The sequence below is a fragment of the Alexandriicola marinus genome (genome assembly GCF_004000435.1).
Lineage (GTDB): Bacteria > Pseudomonadota > Alphaproteobacteria > Rhodobacterales > Rhodobacteraceae > Alexandriicola > Alexandriicola marinus.
In genome coordinates this window covers 15,983-35,307 of record NZ_RBVZ01000010.1, presented here as the reverse complement: position 1 = coordinate 35,307, position 19,325 = coordinate 15,983, and the positions used below count along the sequence as shown (strand labels likewise).

Genomic DNA, 19,325 nt, shown 5'->3' with positions numbered 1-19,325 from the left:
GATAATCGGACGAAAACTTCATGCAATGAGATTTTCACAGAAACCGATCATGAAAACATGTTTTCACAGCAGATCGTCCACCCAGACATGAAGTGCCCGGATTTTCGGCAGCATCCCGGATGATCTGATAGTCTGTTTTGCGGGTCCTTGACGCCTGTCGCGGCCTCAAAGCTCCCCCAGCGTCTCGTGCAGGCTCTCGATACGGCTGAGTCGCCGCCGCGCCTCGGGGCCCATCTGTTCAACCGCGCGGGAGGCCAGCAGGTTGCAGATCGCCATGACGCCGACATGGTTGAACAGCGGCCCCGAACTCCCCGTGGCACAGGCCACCCGCCAGCGCGACGGCAGGTCCTGCAGCCCCGGGAGATCCCCGATCAGCGCGACCGATGCCCCGGTTGCCCGCAGCTGTTCGGGCAGGTCCACGACGATGCGTGGCGGGCGGCGCAACACGAACAGGATAACGCAGTCTTCGGGCTGGATCGCCGCGACGCTTTCGGCCAGCGTTTCGCCGTCCCGGGGCAGAACCGTCACCTCCGACCGCACCTGCAGGACCTGCCAGCCCAGATAGCGCGCAAAGGATTGCCCGGCCCGGAACCCCAGAACCCACAGGCGCGGTGCGTTCAGCATCCGGTCGACCAGCGCATCGAGCGTGCCCGGTTCAACCAGCGACAGGGTCTGCTCGAGATTGACAAGGGATTGCTCGAGATGGCCGGCAAGTTCGGTCTTCAACTCGTCTCCGGCGCCGTCCACGCGAAACAAGGCGGCACCTGCGCTTTGTTCAGACCGGACGGCCTGCCGGGCCTCCTCGAAGGAGCCATAGCCGATCTTGCGCACGAACCGGGTGACTGTCGCGTTCGAGACGCCGGCCATCTGCGCCAGCTCAGTTGCCGTATAGCTGGCGATCTGGCCGGGGAAATTCAGGATCGCCTCGGCGAGCCGCCGTTCCGACGGATGCAGGGTCTCGAGCGCCGATTGCACGCGCGAGACGAAGGAGGTGGAGGGATCAGAGGCCATGACGGTGAAAAGTATCTTTCACGGCGGACCCTGACAAGCGACCGAAATGCCGCCCCCGCGCAATCGCGCCAATGCCAGGGGATCGGAACGGTCCGGCAGGGCGCGCCGATCACCTGTCGAGGAACCAGAACACCTCTGGATATCGGGGCACCGGCCAATGGGCAGGCCTCATCAGACAGCCATGTTGCGCGCGTCGATGAACTTTCGACCCAACTCGAGCGTATAGCGCTCCAGTTCGGTCAGGATCAGGTCTGCCGCAAGCGGATCCTGTGCCTCGATCGCATCGGTCAGCCTCGTGTGGAGCAGCACGATCTGTTCGCGCGACCGCGCGGAGAACGTGATCATGTTCATCAGGGGCTGCATTGCCTCGACCGCGCCTGCCAGCTGATAGGACAGGATCGGATTGCCCGCCGCATCGACAAGCGCGCGGTGCAGCGCCACGTCCGAGGCGCAGAACGCCTCGTCGCTCAGCCCCGGCTGGCCCTGACGGTGAATCTCGGCGCGCATGGCGGCAAGGTCATCGCTGCTGCGCCGCTCTGCCGCAAGCGCGGTGCAGGACTTCTCCATGGCATAGCGCGCCTCGCAGGCGACCTCGAAGCTGACCTCGTTGATCGACAGAAGCAGGGTCGACGTCGTCGCATGGAGCGACTGCGCCTCGGGATAGGACAGCCGCCGCACGAAGGCGCCCCCAAAGGCGCCGCGTTCCGTCCGGATCAGCGATTGCGCAGCCAGCCGCTTGAGCGCCTCGCGCACCGTCGGGCGCGACACCTCGAAGGTCTCGGCCAGATCCGATTCGGACGGAAGCCGGTCATCGGCGGTCAGCTCCCCCGACAGGATCGCGTCCCTGAGGGCCTTGGCGATCTGGGCCGGCAGATCCGGCTGTTGTTTTCGTTTGTCTTTTTTCATTTGTCATACATTTAAATGTCAGGCATTTTAAAATCAAGTCGGAGGCCGGTTGCAAGGAGGAGCGCAGCCTTGCTCGCAATGCGTATCAGATCGCTCGGCCGGGCACATTGGCTCGCATTTTTTGGCGGGCTTCTGGTCTGCTGGGCAGCACTGTTTGCCATGGCGATCCCGGCAGAGCTCCGGTCTCTGGAGGCGACCTACGGCGCCTCGATCATCGAGTTCCTTTGCGGTGGCGCTTTGGGCGCCCAAAGCTATCCGGCATCGTTGGCCATGTGGGCGCTGATGAGCGCCGCGATGATGGCGCCGACGATCCTTCCTGCGCTGGCCACCTATGACGATTTGTCCAACGTGGCGGCGACGGGGTTCTGGCGGCTCGTCGGGGGATATCTCGCGGTCTGGCTCGGATTTTCGGTCCTTGCAGCGGCCGCGCAAGTGACCTTGTTCCGCGCAGGCCTGATCGGAAGCCTCGGACAAAGCCTGTCGGTGCCGCTGACCATGACGCTTCTGATCGGCGCGGGGCTGTACCAGTTCAGCGCGTTGAAAGAGGCCTGCCTGTCGCGCTGCCGCGCGCCGCTCACATTTTTCATGCAGCACTGGGACGAGGGCCCGTTCCGCAACGGCCTGCGCCTCGGGCTCGATTGTCTTGGCTGCTGCTGGGCGCTGATGGCGCTGGGGTTCGTGGGCGGGACGATGAACCTTGTGTTCATGGGCCTCGCCCTCGTGCTGATGACACTCGAAAAACTGCCCGAGATCGGGCGCCACATGACACGCCCGCTTGGCGTCGCGCTGATCGGCGCGGGCCTCGCCCTGCCCCTGTTCTGACCCGGAGGAAACCACCATGCCACTCGACGCCGCGACCATCCCCGACTGGACGCTCAAGGGAGAGCTGATCCTGAACTGCAATTGCACCGTCTTCTGCCCCTGCGTGGTAAGCCTTGGAAAGCATCCGCCGACCGAAGGCTATTGCCAGGCGTGGGTCGGGATCCGCATCGACGAGGGCGCCTTTGGCGACGAAAGCCTGTCGGGCCTGAACGTCGGGCTGATCATGGATATCCCCGGCAATATGGGTCGCGGCAACTGGAAGGCCGCCGCCTATATCGACGACCGCGCCAGCGAGGCCGCCTATGACGCGCTGGTGGCGATCTTCTCGGGCGCGGCGCGCGGCACCACGGGGCTTTTCGGGATGCTGGTGAGCGAGTTTCTGGGCGCCGAACGCGCGCCCGTCACCTTCGAGACCGAGGGCAACGCCCGCCGGCTCATGGTCGGCAAGAAGATCCAGGGCGAGATCGTGCCTGTGACCAACGCAAAGGGGCAGGAAACGGTCGTGCAGAACACCGATTACTGGATGGGCCCCGATATCACCGTCGCCACCGCCACCAAGGGCCGCGTGCGCGCCTATGGCCGGGTCTGGGATTTCGACGGCCGCTCGGCCGAGATTTGCCAGATCGACTGGCGCGGACCGAACTGACGGTCCGGCTTTTCCCATCAACCCCGATTCAGGAGATCGCGCAGTCATGCGAACGGCTCTTCTCTCCCCTTCCCGCAGGGTTCGGCGCACCCCGTTTTCCGACGGTGTGGAGGCCGCGGGCGTCAAGGCCTACACCGTCTATAACCACATGCTTCTGCCGACGGTGTTCCGCTCGGTCGAAGAGGATTACCGCCACCTGAAGGAGGCCGTCCAGATATGGGACGTCGCGTGCGAACGGCAGGTCGAACTGCGCGGGCCCGATGCCGGGCGGCTGGTTCAGATCCTCACACCGCGCGACCTGCGCCCGATGCTGCCGGGGCAATGCTATTACATTCCCATCGTCGACGAGACGGGCGGGATGCTCAACGATCCGGTCGCGGTCAAGCTCGCCGAAGACCGGTGGTGGATCTCCATCGCCGACAGTGATCTGCTCTACTGGATCAAGGGGCTGGCCTACGGATATCGGCTTGATGTTCTGGTCGACGAGCCCGATGTCTCGCCACTGGCCGTGCAGGGGCCGCGCGCCGATGATCTGATGGCCGCCGTATTTGGCGACGTGGTGCGCGACATCCGGTTCTTCCGGTTCATGCATCTGGATTTCGAGGGGCGCGACATGGTCGTCGCCCGGTCGGGCTATTCCAAGCAGGGCGGGTTCGAAATCTATGTCGAGGGCGAAGACCTCGGCATGCCGCTCTGGAATGCGCTGATGGAGGCGGGTCGCGGGATGGATGTTCATGCCGGCTGCCCCAACCTGATCGAGAGGGTCGAAAGCGGGCTTCTGTCCTATGGCAACGACATGACCGACGACAACACGCCGCACGAATGCGGGCTGGGGCGGTTCTGCAATACGCAGACGGCGATCGGCTGTATCGGGCGCGATGCGCTCCTTCGGGTTGCAAAGGAAGGCCCGGTCAAGCAGATACGGGCCATCTCGATCGACGGGGATCGCGTGCCCCTGTGTGACCGCTTCTGGCCTCTGAGAGCCGGGGACAAGGTCGTGGGGCGCGTCTCGTCGGCGGCATGGTCGCCGGATTTCGACACGAATGTCGCGATCGGCATGGTCCGGATGACCCATTGGGACGCAGGAACCGAACTGATCGTCGACACGCCCGAAGGCCCGCGGCAGGCCCGCGTGAATGAAACATTCTGGAATTGAGGACTACCCACATGTTCAAGGCATTGATCGTCGAAAAGGATGACGAGGGCAAAACCTCCGCCTCCGTGCAGGAGATTGCCGAAGACAGGCTGCCCGAAGGCGACGTGACCGTTGCCGTCGAATACAGCACCGTGAATTACAAGGACGGGCTCTGCATCGGGCCGGGCGGCGGTCTGGTGCGCAACTACCCGCATGTGCCGGGGATCGACTTCGCAGGCACGGTCGAAGCCTCGGATGATGCCCGCTACAAACCGGGCGACAAGGTTGTTCTGACGGGCTGGCGCGTGGGCGAAAACCGCTGGGGCGGCTATGCCGAAAAGGCCCGCGTCATCGCCGACATGCTGGTACCCCTGCCCGAAGGCCTGACCACCCGGCAGGCCATGGCCGTGGGCACCGCCGGGTTCACCGCGATGCTGGCCGTGATGGCGCTCGAGGACCACGGGATCAAGGACGGACCCGTCCTTGTAACCGGCGCCGCGGGTGGTGTGGGTTCGGTCGCGACGGCGATCCTTGCCAATCTGGGCCATCACGTCGCCGCCGTGACAGGCCGGCCCGAGACCGGGGATTACCTCAAATCCCTCGGCGCCGCGCAGATCGTTCCGCGCGAGGACCTGGCCGAAACGGTCAAGCGCCCTCTCGAGGCCGAAACATGGGGCGGCTGCGTCGATGCAGTGGGCGGAGCGATGCTCGCCCGCGTTCTGGGCCAGATGCAATATGGCGCCAGCGTCGCGGCGGTGGGGCTTGCCGGTGGCGCGAGCCTGCCCGCGACTGTCGTGCCCTTCCTGTTGCGCGGCGTGAACCTTCTGGGCATCGACAGCGTGATGCAGCCCTATGAGAATCGCTTGCGCGCATGGGAACGGATCGCCCGCGACCTTCCGATGGACAAGCTCGACACGATGATCCAACCCGCCACGCTGGCCGATCTACCCGGGCTGGGCGCCGATATCCTCAAGGGTCAGGTCAAGGGCCGGGTGGTCGTCGACGTGACGGCCTGACGGCCGGTTGAACAGGCGGGGCTACGGGTTACTTCCCCGACAGTGAACCCGGAGCCCCGCCCATGACAGATCGCCCCTCGCAGGCGCGCGCCCTGCGCGTTCCATCCGGCCGCATCGCGCGTTTCGCGCGGCTGGGGTCGATGGCGAGCGGGATCGCGGGCAATGCCGCGTTGGGCGGCATCCGCGAGCTGGGCCGCGGCACGCGGCCCGAATGGCGCAGCCTGCTGATCACGCCGGGGAACCTCCAGCGGCTTGCCGACGAACTGGCGCATATGCGCGGCGCGGCGATGAAGGTGGGCCAGCTTCTGTCGATGGATACGGGCGAGGTGCTTCCCCCCGAACTGTCGAACATCCTCGCCCGCCTGCGCGACGACGCGCACTTCATGCCGCCCGCGCAGCTCAAGAAGGTGCTGACTGCCGAATGGGGGGCAGACTGGCTGCGCCGGTTCGAAAGGTTCGATGTCCGCCCCATCGCCGCGGCGTCCATCGGGCAGGTCCACCGGGCGCGGATGCGCGACGGGCGCGATCTGGCGATCAAGGTGCAATACCCCGGCGTCGCCCGCAGCATCGATAGTGATGTGGCGAACGTGGGCGCGCTGGTGCGCCTGTCGGGATTGCTGCCCAAGGGGTTCGAGCTGCGCCCCTATCTCGACGAGGCCCGCCGCCAGCTCCACGAGGAAACCGACTACGCCCGCGAAGGCGCGCATCTGGCGGATTTCGGCGCCCGCCTGTCCGATGATCCACGGTTCACCCTGCCGATCTTCCACGACGACTGGAGCACGCCGAACATCCTCGCCATGAGTTATATCGACAGCGACCCGATCGAGAGCGCTGAGACGGCCCCGCCCGAGACGCGCAACCGGATCGCACATGATCTGGTCGATCTGATGCTGCGCGAATTGTTCGATTTCGGCGTCATGCAAAGCGATCCGAATTTCGCCAATTACCGGATCGAAAAGGACAGCGGCCGGATCGTTCTTCTGGATTTCGGCGCGACCCGCCCCCTCGATCCCGGGCTGGTCGATCTGTATCGCCGCCTGATGGGCGCAGGGCTCGCGGGCGACAGCGCGGGTCTTGCCGAGGCTGCGACCGAAATCGGATTTCTCGATCCCGATGGCAATCCCGACCATCAGGCCCGGATCAGGCGGATGATCGAAACGGTCTTCGAGGCGCTGGATGCGCCGGGCGAATTCGATTTCACCGACACCACGCTGTCGCGACGGATGCAGTCAGAGGGCATGGCACTGGCAGAGGCGGGCTATGTGCCGCCGCTCTTGCCGATGGATGTGCTCTATCTTCANCACTGGCAGAGGCGGGCTATGTGCCGCCGCTCTTGCCGATGGATGTGCTCTATCTTCAGCGCAAGTTCGGCGGCATCTTCCTGTTGGGCAGCAGGCTGGGCGCCCGCCTGCCGCTGCGCCAGATGCTGGACCGCCATCTGACGCCCTGCTGATCAGGCGCGCAAACGGCCCGACAGGACGAAGGACAGCACCGTCAGCGGCAACACCAGTGCGAAGGCCACCGCAAGGCCCGTCACTTCCGCGAGCCCACCGAAGAGCGGCGGCCCCATGAAGTTGACCAGCGTCGAAAGCGCGGCAAAGGCCGCCACGCTTTCGGCGGACGGCCGGCCGGGCACGCGGGCAGAGGCCGCGAAGGCCTGCGGCATGGTGGTCGCGATCCCCGCCCCGATCAGCAGGCAACCCAGAAGGACAAGCGGGACGCTGGGCGACAGGACGATGAACAGAATGCCCAGCGCCGTCACCAGTGCCGACACCCGCCCGACCGCCGCAAGGCCGAACCGCGCGATCATCCCGTCGCCGGCAAAGCGGAACACCGTCTGCGTCAGCACCACCGCGGGCAGCCCCAGTGCGGCCAGCGCGTCGGACGCGCCGAAATCGTCGCGCAGGTAGATGACGATCCAGCCGCGCGTCGTGCCCTCCATCAGGATACCCGCCAGCGCCCACGCCCCGATCAAGAGGACCGCGCGCCCCGGCACGGCAAAGCGCCGGGCGGGCGCCGCTCCTGCGGCGGGTGGCCGGTCGGCCATGGGCAGGATGAACAGCGCGACCAGTCCGGCCATTGCCACCGCATGGCCGGCGAACTGCCAGACCGGCGCGATCCCCAACCGGACGATGCCCGCTGCAATCAGCGACATCGCAAGGAAGCCCAGCGCCCACCAGCCGTGGCATCGGCTCATGATCGCCTCGCCCGTCGCGAGCTCGTGGCTGTTGGCCTCCACGTTGACGGAGACGTTTCCCGCCGCGAAGAAAAGCCCATAGACGAAAAGAATCGCCGACAGCGACCATGGATCGACCGACAGGGCGATCACGACCTGCAGCGCCGTGGACACCACCAGCCCCACCGCGATCAGTCGACGCGGGCCGAAGCGGTCGATCTGCCGGGGGATCAGGACAGATCCCAGGAGCACGCCGACCGGCATCGCAAGAAGCACAAGGCCATATATCCCGGCAGAGATGCCCAGCGCCTTCTGGATTTCCGGCAGACGCACGAAAAGCCCGCCCACCGTCGTCGCGTGCAGCACGAAGGCCGCCATGACGCGGGCGGTAGGAGTGAGCATGGGCGGGGGTCCTTCGTTTCGGGCCGGAACTACAGCTTGAGGATACGCCGCGCATTTTCCTTCAGGATGAGCGGGCGCACCTCGTCCTTTATGCCGATCGTCTCGAAATCGGCAAGCCAGCGATCGGGCGTGATCGCCGGCCAGTCGGACCCGAACAGCATTTTCTTCTTCAGGATCGAATTGGCGTATTTGACGAAGATGTCGGGAAAGTATTTCGGCGACCAGCCCGACATGTCGATATAGACGTTGGGCTTGTGCTGGGCGACCATCAGCCCCTCTTCCGTCCAGGGAAAGCTGGGATGGGCCAGCACGATGGGCGTATCTGGAAAATCGACGGCCACGTCATCGACATGCACCGGGTTCGAGAATTTCAGCCGCATCCCCATGCCGCCGCGCATGCCCGATCCAACGCCGGTCTGTCCGGTATGGAACAGCATGATCGCGCCTTCCTCGGCGATGGCCTCGTAAAGCGGATAGGCCCAGCGCTCGTTGGGATAGAAACCCTGCATCGTGGGATGAAACTTGAACCCCCGCACGCCGAATTCCCGGACCAGCCGCCGCGCCTCGCGCGCGCCGGCCTTGCCCTTGGCCGGGTCGATGGAGGCGAAGGGGATCAGGATGTCGTCGTTCTCGGCGGCGATCTGCGCCACCTCTTCGTTGGAATAGCGGCGGAACCCGGTTTCGCGCTCTGCATCGACCGGAAAAATGACCGCGCCGATCTTGCGCTCGCGGAAATACTGGGCGGTTTGCTGAACCGACGGCAGCATTCCTTCGGCGCCCGCGGGGTTGCGGAAATAGGCGGCCATGCCGGCCTGAAACTCGTCATATCCATCGTCTCGCGGGCCGCAGCAGGGCTCTTCCGCGTGGGTATGGAAATCGATCGCGACAAGATCGTCGATATTCATTCGACCGGCCCTTTCTTCAGTCCGATATAGCGGCGCAGCAGATGCGCCAGTTGGTGGCTTTCCCGTTCGCTCAGATCGAGGTGGGTATGGTCGTCATGGTGGAAGAATGCCTCGCCATGCGCCTCGGTAAAGGCCTCGCCCTGCCCTGTCAGGAAAAGCTGGACGGACCGTCGGTCATAGTCGGGGATCACCCTTCGGACCAGCCCCTGTTCTTCAAGACGTCGGACCATCTTCGTCATCTGGGCGGGCTTGATCTCGAGCGTTTCGGCCAACAGTCCCTGACGGACCCCGGGATTGAGCCGGATCACCCACATCACCGAGAACTCGCCGGGCCTCAGGCCGCCATCGCCGAAGGCGTCATAGAAGCGCTGAAAGGCGTGAACCTGTGCGATCCGAAGCAGGAAGCCCAGCGATTCCTCCAATTCGCCGAGCGAGACCGCCTCTTCGGCATTCGGGGCCGCCACCCCGGTCACTGATCGCGCCCGGGGGCCACGACCTTGGCAGCCCGCTTTTCCAGGAAAGCCCGCAGCCGGTCGCGCGCATCATCGGTCATCGTGGCCAGTGCCGAGACCATGCTTTCAGTGAACAGCCCGTCTTCCGATGACATGTCGGCAATCCGCGGCAGGGCATTGATGATGGCGTAGTTGGTGAATTCGGCATTCTCGGCCATGCGCCAGGCGATCGCCTTGGCGCGTTCCAGCGCGCCGCCTTCTTCGGCCAGGTAGGTCACGCCGCCCCACCGTTCCATCTCGGTCGCATCCAGAACGCGGCCCGTCAGCATCATGTCACCCATCCGCGCCGGCCCGATCAGCCGCGCGATCCGGACAGAGCCGCCACCGCCGACGAAGATGCCCCTTTGCCCTTCGGGAAGCGCAAAGAACGCGGTGCTGTCGGCCACCCGGATATGGGTGGCGGCCGCCAGTTCGAACCCGCCGCCCACCGTCGCGCCGCTCAGCGCCGAGACAAAGGGAATGGTGCCCCGCTCGATCCCGTCAAAGACGGCATGCCAGCGGCGCGATCCCTTTACCGCCTCGAACAGCGGTTTTTCCGAATGTTCCGACAGGTCGAGCCCCGCGCAGAAATGCGGACCATGACCGTGGATCACCGCCGCGCTCGCCTCGGTCGAGGCGCGTGTCACCGCATCGTGGATTGCCTCGACGAAACGATCGCTGACGGCATTGCGCTTGTGCGGCCGATTCAACCCGATGATCGCGATGTCGCCGTCGGTTTCGTAGGTTACGAAATCCCCTGTTTCGGCCCTGGTCATGCAATCCTCCTACATTCACGAAGGAATTATATAATTGCATATAGTTTCCTCGTAAAGTATTTCCCAGCGAATAAATTGCAGCGTCAGACGGGCCGCCCCGATCCAGGGGGCCGCATCGGGAAGAGAGTGTCGGGATGGAAATTTCCGGAAAGACGGCATTGGTGACAGGCGGTGGATCGGGGCTCGGCGCCGCCACCGCACGGTTGCTGGCGGAACAGGGTGCACAGGTGATCGTCCTTGACCGCGACAGCGGTTCGGCAGTGGCGCTGGCACGCGGGATCGGCGGGATCGCCATGCCCGGCGACGTGACCTCATCCGAAGACGTCCAGGCCGCGATCGACGCTGGTGAAACGCCGCCCCGGATCGTGGTGAACTGTGCCGGGATCGGCACAGCGGGCCGGGTCGTCGGGCGCGACGGACCGATGCCCCTCGAGACGTTCGAACAGGTGATCCGCGTCAATCTGATCGGCACGTTCAATGTCTGCCGCCTTGCGGCGGCGGCCCTGTCGGAGGCAGGCCTTGATGGCGCTTTCGTCAACACCGCCTCGGTCGCCGCGTTCGAAGGTCAGATCGGTCAGGCCGCCTATGCGGCCTCGAAGGGCGGGATCGTGTCGATGGCCCTGCCGATGGCGCGCGAATTCGCCCGCTTTGGCATCCGGGTCAACACGATCGCGCCGGGCATCTTCGTGACGCCGCTTCTGGGCACCCTCCCCGCCGAGGCGCAGACGGCACTGGCGGCAAGCATTCCTTATCCCAACCGGCTGGGCCAGCCCGAGGAATTCGCGCGGACGGTCCGGTATTGCATCGAGATGGACTATCTCAACGGCGAGGTGATCCGCCTTGATGGCGCAACGCGGCTCGCCCCGAAATGATCCCGTCATCGCAGGCCGAGATCGCCCGGTTCCATGCGGCTCTGGCGGCGATGCCGCAAGACGAGCGGCCCGATATCGACACCGACATGCTGAGCCAGATCCTCGATGCGGCGGGCCGGCTGGCCGACGAGGTTCTTGCCCCGCTCGACCCGGTTGCGGATCGTCTTGGGTGCCGGATCGAAAATGGCCGGGTCCTGACGCCGCAGGGCTATGGTGCGGCATGGCAGGCGATGGCCGAGGGCGGCTGGCTGGGGCTGGACCAGCCCGAGGAATTCGGCGGCTCTGGCCTGCCCGTCACGCTCAAGGCGATGACGACCGCACTGTTCGACAGGGCCGGACTGGCGCTGGGGATGGCCTGTGGCGCCACCGCCTCGGCATCGGTTCTGCTGGCTGAACATGCGCCGCGCGACGTGGCCTCGGACTGGATCCCGGCTCTCCTCTTAGGAGAGCGGGCCGCCACGATCTGCATCTCCGAACTCGAGGCCGGGTCGGATCTGGGCCGCATGCGAAGCCGGGCAACGCCCGAGGGCGATCAATGGCGCGTAACCGGCACAAAGCAATGGATCAGCTTTGGCGATCACGACCTTGCGCCCCGGATCGGTCATTGCCTGCTGGCGAGAACCGGCGACGCGCCGGGCACGCGGGGGCTGAGCCTCTTTCTCGTGCCAAGTCACCTCGAGGATGGAACGCCCAACAACATCACGCTGGTCGGGATCGAGGAAAAGCTGGGCCTTCACGGATCGCCCACATGTGCTCTGTCGTTCGACGGGTCCAAAGCGGTGCTTCTGGGCAACGCCGAACGGGGCCTGCCCCAGCTCTTCACCATGATCACGATGATGCGGCTTCAGGTCGCCTGCCAGGGCCTGGCCGCCGCCGCGCGCGCCACCGATATCGCAGAGGCCTATGCCGCCGACCGGCGGCAGGGCGGCGCGCCGACCGAACCGCCCGTTCGGATCGAGACCCATCCCGACGTCCGGCGCCAGCTGGACATCATGCGCAGCCGGACCGAAGGCCTGAGAGCCGTGGTCCTGCAACTGGCGGCCTGTCTCGACCGCGCCAGGGTCGACCCCGAGGCCGCCGCCTTGGCCCAGTTCCTCTTGCCGCTGGCCAAGGCCATCGGGTCGGAAACGGGGTTCGATGTGGCCCATGCCGGGATCCAGGTTCTGGGCGGGGCGGGCTATACCCGCGACTGGCCCATGGAACAGACCCTGCGCGATATTCGCGTGGCCGCGATCTATGAAGGCACGACAGGGATGCAGGCTCTCGATTTCACCGAACGGCGCCTGATGCGTGAACCTGCCGGATACGAGGCGTTCCTCAGACGGGCAACCGGGCCTCTGGCTACGGCCTTTTCCGACCTTGTCGATCAGGTCCGGACAGCAGCCCCGGACAGGCGACAGGCCGCAGCCGATGCCGTTCTGCGCGCGGGCTGGCTGGCGGTTGCCGAATGGCTGGCCCCCCGTCTGCCCGAGGATGCCCGGTACTGCCTTGACGATGCGACCGATCTTTTCGCGCTTCATGCGAGCCGCGCGCGCCGCGCGCTCTGATATACTGACAACGGCCCCCACGACCCTCGCCATGGCCACGGGCTCCCTAGGAAACCGCTCCGACCTCAGATAAGGTCGGTGCCTGGCCGTTTCGGCCATCCGTCGGCCACCCAGGAGAAGGAACCCCTAACATGGATTATCGTAAGCTTGGCAACAGCGGCGCCGTCGTTTCGCATCTGGCCCTTGGCACGATGACATTCGGAGACGAAGCCGACGAAGCCACGTCCCGTGACCTGATGAGTGATTATGTTGCTGCCGGCGGGAATTTCATGGACACCGCCGATGTCTATAGCGCAGGCCTGTCCGAAGAGATCGTCGGCCGCTGGCTTCACGATCACCCCGATGACGCCAAGCGCGTTGTTCTGACGACCAAGGCGCGCTTCCCGATGGGGCAAGGCCCGAACGACCTCGGCCTGTCGCGGGTTCACCTGCGCAGCGCGCTCGACGCCTCGCTCCGGCGGCTTGGGGTCGAACATATCGACCTCTACCAGATGCACGCATGGGACGCGCTCACCCCGATCGAGGAAACCCTCAGGTTCCTCGATGATGCCGTCAGCGCGGGCAAGATCGGCTATTACGGGTTTTCCAACTTCCTCGGCTGGCAATTGACCAAGGCGGTGCATGTGGCCAAGGCGCATGGCTTCTGCGCCCCGGTGACGCTTCAGCCGCAATACAATCTTCTGGTCCGCGACATCGAATGGGAGATCGTGCCGGCCGCTCTGGATGCGGGCATCGGCCTTCTGCCGTGGTCGCCGCTGGGCGGCGGCTGGCTCACGGGCAAATACAAGCGGGACGAGATGCCCACGGGCGACAGCCGGCTTGGCGACAATCCCGACCGTGGAATGGAGGCCTATGGCCCGCGCAATTCGCAGGAACGGACCTGGGCGATCATCGACACCGTGAAAGAGATCGCCGAGGCGCGCGGGGCGTCGATGGCGCAGATCGCTCTGGCATGGCTCGCTCAGAAACCCGCGGTGACATCCGTCCTTCTGGGCGCGCGCAGCAGAAGCCAGCTGGCCGATAATCTGGGCGCGGCGGCAATCAAGCTGTCTGACGATGAGATGGCCCGCCTGAACACCATCAGCGCGCCGCAGCACAACGTCTATCCCTATGGCACGCAGGCCGATCAGCAGCGCAACCGCAAGATCGAGGGCGGCCGCTAGGCCCAGCCCACCCCCGGGGCGGCGCAGATGCGCGCGCCACCGCCCCGGGGCTACCCTTGCCCGGAATGTCACGCTAGGTTGACATAACGGATGGGTAGAGGAGTGACGGATGGCGATCTTGCTGGCCGGCGCCACGGGCACGATCGGGCAGGCGGTTGCCCGTGAATTGACGGCACAGGGCCATGAGGTGATCTGCACGCTCAGGCCCGGCGCGACCCTTCCCGAGGCCGGACCCCGGACCCTCGAATGCCGGCTGACCGAACCCGGCAGCCTGTCGCGCGCCCTGAATGGTCAACGGATCGATGCGGTGATCTCGTGCATGGCGTCGCGCAGCGGTGCGCCTGCCGATGCCTGGGCGGTCGAACATGACGCGCAGATCAACCTGATGGAGGAGGCCTCCGCCGCCGGCGCGCGCCAGTTCATCCTGCTGTCGGCGATTTGCGTGCAAAAGCCGCGACTTGCCTTCCAATACGCGAAGCTGGCATTCGAGCAGCGGCTGATCGACAGCGGCCTCGACTTCAGCATCGTCCGCCCGACCGCGTTCTTCAAATCGCTGTCGGGACAGGTGGCCCGCGTGATGGAGGGCAAGCCGTTTCTCGTGTTCGGCGATGGCCGGCAGACCGCCTGCAAACCGATCAGCGACCGCGATCTGGCGCGATTCATCGTGGGCTGCCTGACCGATCCCGATCGCCGCGGGCGCATTCTGCCGGTGGGCGGTCCGGGACCGGCGGTCACCCCCCTCGATCAGGCCGACCGCCTGTTCGACATGCTCAACCGTGAGCCGAAGATCCGCCATGTGCCCTTTGCGCTGATGGATGGCATCGCGGGCACGCTGGGCCTTGTGTCCCGTGTCATCCCGCCCTTGCGCGACAAGGCGGAATTCGCCCGGACGGGGCGCTATTACGCGACGGAATCGATGCTGATCTGGGACGACGCCAGGGCGCGCTATGATGCGGACGCCACGCCGGAATTCGGGTCAGACACGCTATGGGATCACTATGCCGACCTGATTTCGGGCCGCGCCACAACCGATCTGGGCGCCCACGCCGTGTTCTGACCGGCGCGCCTGATCAGACAAAGACCCAATCGTCGATGTGGATGGTCTGGTCGGTAAAGGCCAGAAGTTCGATATCCTCGAACCGGTCGGTGCCGTCAGAGGCGTTGCCGCCCACGTGCGAGATGACGAAACCATCGCCATCAACCGAGAGCTCATACTCCGACGACACACCATAAAAGACGAAAATATCCTCGCCCGCGCCACCGTCGACGATATCGTCGCCCCGGTTGCCGCGGATCTCGTCGTCGCCATTGCCGCCGAACAGGATGTCGTCGCCCATGTGGCCATCGACAAGGTCGTCGCCGTCCCCGCCGATCAGGATATCGTCACCCTCGTAGCCCTTCAGCTTGTCATCGCCGCTGCCCTGAGCCTCGATGTAGTCGCCAAGACCTGTCCCGGTCAGCTTGCTTGTCCCGTCATAGGTCGAGGTGATCGACACGCCGGCCCCGACAACGCCGCTGGCATCCACATGCCGCACGGCGGAGGTGTCGTCGACGACCGGGATCAGGGTCGAGATCACGTCATTGTCGGCGATGTCGAAGGTTGCGGCCTGCTGCACGATCGAGATCTGCCCGCCGTCCTCGAAGGCGGTGCCGACAAGGTCGAGCCATTTGCCGTCAACGATCGCCACGAGGTTCATCGGGAGGCTGTCGATTGCGATGGTCTGGTCCGCGAATTCGGCCCATTCCACGTTGGCGACAAGATCGGTGCCATCGGCACCCGACCCGCCCTGATGGATGATCGCCATGCGGCCATCGATCACCGAGAAGGTGTATTCGGCAAGATCGCCACGGAACGTCACAGTATCGACGCCGTGGCCGCCATCGATCAGATCGTCGCCCGAATGGCCGCGCAACACATCGTCGCCCGCGCCGCCGCTGATCGCGTCATCTCCGATATGGCCGTCGACGAAATCGTTGCCCTCGCCGCCAAAGGCGATGTCATCGCCCTCATAGGCCTTGATCTTGTCGTCGCCGCCGCCCGCGACGATGACATCGGCCTGACCGGAGGCGGTAAGTTTTGTCACGCCCTCATACTCCGACACGATATAGACACCCGCCCCCGTGACCTCGCTGGCGTCGATATTCATCACTCCGGAAGGGTCATCGCCGGTGATCGGCACCGAGGAGCCCAGGATATCGTTGTCCTCGACCGTAACAGCGCCATCGACAAGGATGATCTCGACCGCGCCCACGGTGTCCGACGCGGTCCCGCTTATCGTCATCCACTTGTCGTCAACTACTGCAACCAGCATTACTCTCTCCAATCCGAAAATCTGAACACATCCATCGTTCCGTCCAGCTTTCGGACAATAAACGATTAATGCGGCAGCGAAGGGTCGCGAACACGCTGAGACTGCGGCCCCTATCGGGCGAGAGCGCGGCACGCGACGACCGGCTCGGGGGCCACTCCCCTGGCCTGGGGAAGGTGATGGACGTGCGCCCATCGGTCTGTGAGAAAGGGCGAGAGACCATGTCAGGGAATCCCGCGATGATCGAAATTGATGTGTCGATGTCCTACCGGCTTGGCCCCGAGCGCACGGCGCTTCTTGCGCTGGAGGCCGCGGCGGCCCCGGGGCAGGAGATCGTCGAGCACAGGTTCGAGATCGCGAATGCCGACCTGCATCACCTCGCCGGAGAGAACCGGATCGGCCGGCGCTGCTGGGCCGTTCTGCCTGACCGCGAGATGAACCTGCGATACGTGGCGCAGGTGGAAGTAACCCGGCCGCGTGTGAGCCTCGATGACCTTGCAGACTCCGCGCTTCAGGACATACCCGGCGAATTCTATTCCTACCTCCGCCCCTCGCGATATTGCGAATCCGACCTGTTCGAGGACTTTGCCCGAACCCAGTTCGGTCACCTGACGGGCGGGGGCAAGGTCGCGGCGATCCGCGATTGGGTCAGGTCCGAGATCACCTATGAGGCCGGCCATTCGGATGCCACGACGACCATGGCAGAAACCTTCGACGCCCGTCGCGGGGTCTGCCGCGATTTCGTTCATGTCTTTTGCGGGCTGGTCCGGGCGTCGCATATTCCTGCCCGGTATGTCGCGGCCTACGGGCCGGACGTCACACCGCCGGATTTCCATGCTGTAGCCGAGGTCTGGCTGAACGACCGGTGGTTTCTTGTCGACCCCACCGGCATGTGCGCCGCCGACGAGATCGTGGTGATTGGTGCCGGTCGCGACGCGGCGGATGTGCCGTTCATGGAAACGCCGGACGATGCGGAACTGATCCAGCTTTCGGTGCAGGTCACGAGGCGCTGATCGCGGCACTCCCGGACCGACCACAACGACTTCGCGGCGACTATCCATCAGATTTCGTGCCGATTTCGGACGGCTTTCCTGCGCGCATGACCGCAACGGGCGAAGGTGGCGACATAGACAAGCATCGCCACAGGAGAACCCCGATGTCCCCCAGACCCTTCGCCCTTGCCCTCGCGGCCCTCGTTGCCGGCTCTGCCGCAGTCGCGGATCAGTTCGTGGCCGAGATCGTCACCCCTTTCGGAGGAGCGCGCGCCGGGCTTCTTAAAACGCTCGATGTCGTCGAGATCGAGGCCTTCAGCCATGACGGCCGCCATTACCTCGTCCTGCAGGCGCCCGACGACGGCTATGTCGAAGCCTATTTCCATGCCATCGGCCTCGCGCCCATCGCGCTTCATACGCTCAGGGCCGACTGGATCGCCCCCGGCCTAGCCGATCTGCCGCTGGCCGAGCGTCTTCCGTTCCTGACCACCGCGCCCTGCGATTATTGCCTGAGCTGAGTGGATCGGCAGATCGCCTCAAGACAAAGGGCGCAATTGGATCCGATATCCGGCCCGAACCATGCTAGGATCGGGCCGGAGACAGGTCAGAAGGGGCGGTGACATTCCCTTGCGACAACGGATCCGAGGACCGGAGGCGCCCCCATGGACCACGAGGATCAACACCCGCTTCTGATCGGAACACGGACCTTCAACCCCGCATCGCGCACACTGCGCGATGCAGCGGGCAAGACAGTTTCCCTCAGATCGCAATCCGGGCGGGTTCTGGCCGAACTTGCCCGTCATCCGGGGCAGGTCGTGACCCGTGACCGGCTGATCGCCGCGGTCTGGCCCGACATCGCGGTCACCGATGATAGCCTCGTCCAATGCATCAAGGATATCCGTCACGCGCTGGCAGACACCGATCGCACGATCCTGAGAACAGCCATCGGACAGGGGTATGCCATTGCCGCCCGTAGCATCGCCGCGTCTGGCGCCGCTCCGCCGAGTATTCATGTCGCGCGGTTCCGAACCAGCGGCGATTCCGCCGACGCCGAAGAGATTGCAGACGCGGTCTTTGAAGAGCTACTGATCCGGCTGACACCACGGGCCGGCCTCAAGGTTCTGACCGATCCGGCGCGCCGGGCAGAGGCAAGTTCGACGATCTCGGGTCGGGTGTCGTGCCGCGACGGCAAGGCCCGCGTCTATGTCCAGATCGTGCGCGTTGGCCGGGGCGAAGACATCCATGCCGCCATCGAGGAAAGCTCGGGGCCTGACATCTGGGACCTGCCCGCCCGCGTCGCCGACAAGATAGCGGCCCAGATCCGGGTTCTGATGATTTCCGGTGACGGATCGGACCTCGTGGCCCGCGATGACGCCGAACTTTCCGTTCAGGAGCTTCTGGCCAAGGCCGCATGGCATCTTTGCCGGTTTCGTCGCGAAAACTGGCATGCCGCGCGCGCCTGTCTCGCGGCGGCGGTCGACCTGGCCCCGCAGAACCCGATCGCGCTGTCCATGCTGGCGTCCTGGGATACGCAGATGATCCCGCTGATCCCGTTCGATGAATTGCCCGCAAATGTCGAGGCCGCGATGGCGCTGGCGCAGCGGGCGGTCGAGACGGGACATTCCATCGACTACGTGCTGCGAACCCGGGGCAATCTGCGGCTCTGGCGGCTAGGCGATCACGAGGGCGCGCGTCTGGATTGCGAACGCGCGCTCGACATCAATCCGGTCTTTCACCTTGCCCATCTGACCATCGCCACCAGCGAGATTTTTTCGGGTGAGCCGGCGGTCGGTGCCTTGCGCCTTCGCGAGATGCTGCGCCGAGCCCCGGGCGATCCGCAGAATCCGCTCTATTTCTCGCTGATCGGGCTGGCCGAGCTGCAATCCGGCAACGTCGGCGCCGCGATCGCGGCCGCCCGCGAAGGGCACGAGCGTAATCCCCTCGGGTCATGGAACGCGCTGGTCTATGCCGCGGTGGCCGCCGACGATCCGGCGGTCATCATGCGCGAGGAGTTCCACGCGATGCTGTCGCGGATCGAGCTGTCACCGAGGCATTTTCTCGATCTGCCTTGCACCGATCCGGCCTTTGCGCAGTATCTGGTCACCCGCACCGAACGCGCACGCGCAATGGCGCAGACCGCGTAACCGCGACTTGCC

At 65.1% G+C, this 19,325-nt stretch carries 19 protein-coding genes; 12 read left to right on the top strand and 7 right to left on the bottom strand.

Going from position 1 to position 19,325, the window contains the following annotated elements:
- Nucleotides 1-165 precede the first annotated feature (165 nt).
- Both EP376_RS18780 and EP376_RS18775 read right to left on the bottom strand, forming a co-directional pair.
- Nucleotides 166-1,011, bottom strand: coding sequence for a MurR/RpiR family transcriptional regulator (locus EP376_RS18780; RefSeq protein ID WP_127657169.1), 846 nt, complete (start codon nt 1,009-1,011; stop codon nt 166-168).
- Nucleotides 1,012-1,182: 171 nt separating this feature from the next.
- Nucleotides 1,183-1,917, bottom strand: a complete 735-nt coding sequence (locus EP376_RS18775; RefSeq protein WP_127657168.1) for a FadR/GntR family transcriptional regulator — start codon at nt 1,915-1,917, stop codon at nt 1,183-1,185.
- A 78-nt stretch (nt 1,918-1,995) separates the two neighbouring features.
- On the opposite strand from EP376_RS18775, the gene EP376_RS18770 reads away from it, so the two are divergent.
- The 5 genes from EP376_RS18770 (at nt 1,996) to EP376_RS18750 (ending at nt 6,978) form a co-directional block, all read left to right on the top strand.
- Entirely contained in the window at nt 1,996-2,739 is a 744-nt protein-coding gene (locus tag EP376_RS18770) for a DUF2182 domain-containing protein (RefSeq protein WP_127657214.1), read from the top strand.
- 16 nt (nt 2,740-2,755) lie between these two features.
- Entirely contained in the window at nt 2,756-3,385 is a 630-nt protein-coding gene (locus tag EP376_RS18765; protein ID WP_127657167.1) for a DUF1326 domain-containing protein, read from the top strand.
- A 46-nt stretch (nt 3,386-3,431) separates the two neighbouring features.
- A complete protein-coding gene (locus EP376_RS18760) occupies nt 3,432-4,541 on the top strand; it encodes a dimethylsulfoniopropionate demethylase (protein WP_127657166.1) in 1,110 nt (369 codons plus the stop codon).
- 11 nt (nt 4,542-4,552) lie between these two features.
- Nucleotides 4,553-5,536 (top strand): acryloyl-CoA reductase, encoded by a 984-nt coding sequence (acuI, locus tag EP376_RS18755; RefSeq protein ID WP_127657165.1) that lies wholly within the window; start codon nt 4,553-4,555, stop codon nt 5,534-5,536.
- Between the two features lie 62 nt (nt 5,537-5,598).
- Complete coding sequence (locus EP376_RS18750) at nt 5,599-6,978, top strand: ABC1 kinase family protein (RefSeq protein WP_338068411.1); 1,380 nt, start codon at nt 5,599-5,601, stop codon at nt 6,976-6,978.
- An 11-nt stretch (nt 6,979-6,989) separates the two neighbouring features.
- On the opposite strand, the gene EP376_RS18745 is transcribed toward EP376_RS18750, so the two are convergent.
- Genes EP376_RS18745 through EP376_RS18730 form a run of 4 tightly spaced genes read right to left on the bottom strand, consistent with a single transcriptional unit; the run spans nt 6,990 to nt 10,286 of the window.
- On the bottom strand, nt 6,990-8,114 hold the full coding sequence (locus tag EP376_RS18745; protein WP_127657164.1) for an MFS transporter: 1,125 nt from the start codon (nt 8,112-8,114) through the stop codon (nt 6,990-6,992).
- 29 nt (nt 8,115-8,143) lie between these two features.
- Nucleotides 8,144-9,019, bottom strand: a complete 876-nt coding sequence (locus EP376_RS18740; RefSeq protein WP_127657163.1) for an amidohydrolase family protein — start codon at nt 9,017-9,019, stop codon at nt 8,144-8,146.
- A complete protein-coding gene (locus EP376_RS18735; protein ID WP_127657162.1) occupies nt 9,016-9,492 on the bottom strand; it encodes a MarR family winged helix-turn-helix transcriptional regulator in 477 nt (158 codons plus the stop codon). Before EP376_RS18735 ends, EP376_RS18740 begins: the two co-directional genes overlap by 4 nt.
- Entirely contained in the window at nt 9,489-10,286 is a 798-nt protein-coding gene (locus EP376_RS18730; RefSeq protein ID WP_127657161.1) for a crotonase/enoyl-CoA hydratase family protein, read from the bottom strand. The genes EP376_RS18735 and EP376_RS18730 overlap by 4 nt, the downstream gene beginning before the upstream one ends.
- 134 nt (nt 10,287-10,420) lie before the next feature.
- On the opposite strand from EP376_RS18730, the gene EP376_RS18725 reads away from it, so the two are divergent.
- From EP376_RS18725 to EP376_RS18710, 4 genes are all read left to right on the top strand, one after another.
- Nucleotides 10,421-11,158 carry an SDR family NAD(P)-dependent oxidoreductase gene (locus EP376_RS18725; RefSeq protein ID WP_127657160.1) on the top strand — a complete coding sequence of 246 codons (738 nt, stop codon included), beginning with the start codon at nt 10,421-10,423 and terminating at the stop codon, nt 11,156-11,158.
- On the top strand, nt 11,155-12,705 hold the full coding sequence (locus EP376_RS18720) for an acyl-CoA dehydrogenase family protein (RefSeq protein ID WP_127657159.1): 1,551 nt from the start codon (nt 11,155-11,157) through the stop codon (nt 12,703-12,705). Before EP376_RS18725 ends, EP376_RS18720 begins: the two co-directional genes overlap by 4 nt.
- A gap of 131 nt (nt 12,706-12,836) precedes the next feature.
- A complete protein-coding gene (locus tag EP376_RS18715) occupies nt 12,837-13,868 on the top strand; it encodes an aldo/keto reductase (protein ID WP_127657158.1) in 1,032 nt (343 codons plus the stop codon).
- 109 nt (nt 13,869-13,977) lie between these two features.
- Nucleotides 13,978-14,925: an NAD(P)H-binding protein gene (locus tag EP376_RS18710; protein WP_127657157.1), complete on the top strand. Its 948-nt coding sequence runs from the start codon at nt 13,978-13,980 to the stop codon at nt 14,923-14,925.
- Nucleotides 14,926-14,938: 13 nt separating this feature from the next.
- On the opposite strand, the gene EP376_RS18705 is transcribed toward EP376_RS18710, so the two are convergent.
- Entirely contained in the window at nt 14,939-16,180 is a 1,242-nt protein-coding gene (locus EP376_RS18705) for a calcium-binding protein (protein WP_164744993.1), read from the bottom strand.
- Nucleotides 16,181-16,416: 236 nt separating this feature from the next.
- On the opposite strand from EP376_RS18705, the gene EP376_RS18700 reads away from it, so the two are divergent.
- The 3 genes from EP376_RS18700 to EP376_RS18690 all read left to right on the top strand — a co-directional run bounded on the left by EP376_RS18700 (nt 16,417) and on the right by EP376_RS18690 (nt 19,313).
- On the top strand, nt 16,417-17,190 hold the full coding sequence (locus EP376_RS18700) for a transglutaminase-like domain-containing protein (protein WP_127657155.1): 774 nt from the start codon (nt 16,417-16,419) through the stop codon (nt 17,188-17,190).
- A gap of 143 nt (nt 17,191-17,333) precedes the next feature.
- Nucleotides 17,334-17,687: a hypothetical protein gene (locus EP376_RS18695; RefSeq protein ID WP_127657154.1), complete on the top strand. Its 354-nt coding sequence runs from the start codon at nt 17,334-17,336 to the stop codon at nt 17,685-17,687.
- A 144-nt stretch (nt 17,688-17,831) separates the two neighbouring features.
- Entirely contained in the window at nt 17,832-19,313 is a 1,482-nt protein-coding gene (locus EP376_RS18690; RefSeq protein ID WP_127657153.1) for a winged helix-turn-helix domain-containing protein, read from the top strand.
- Nucleotides 19,314-19,325: the final 12 nt, after the last annotated feature.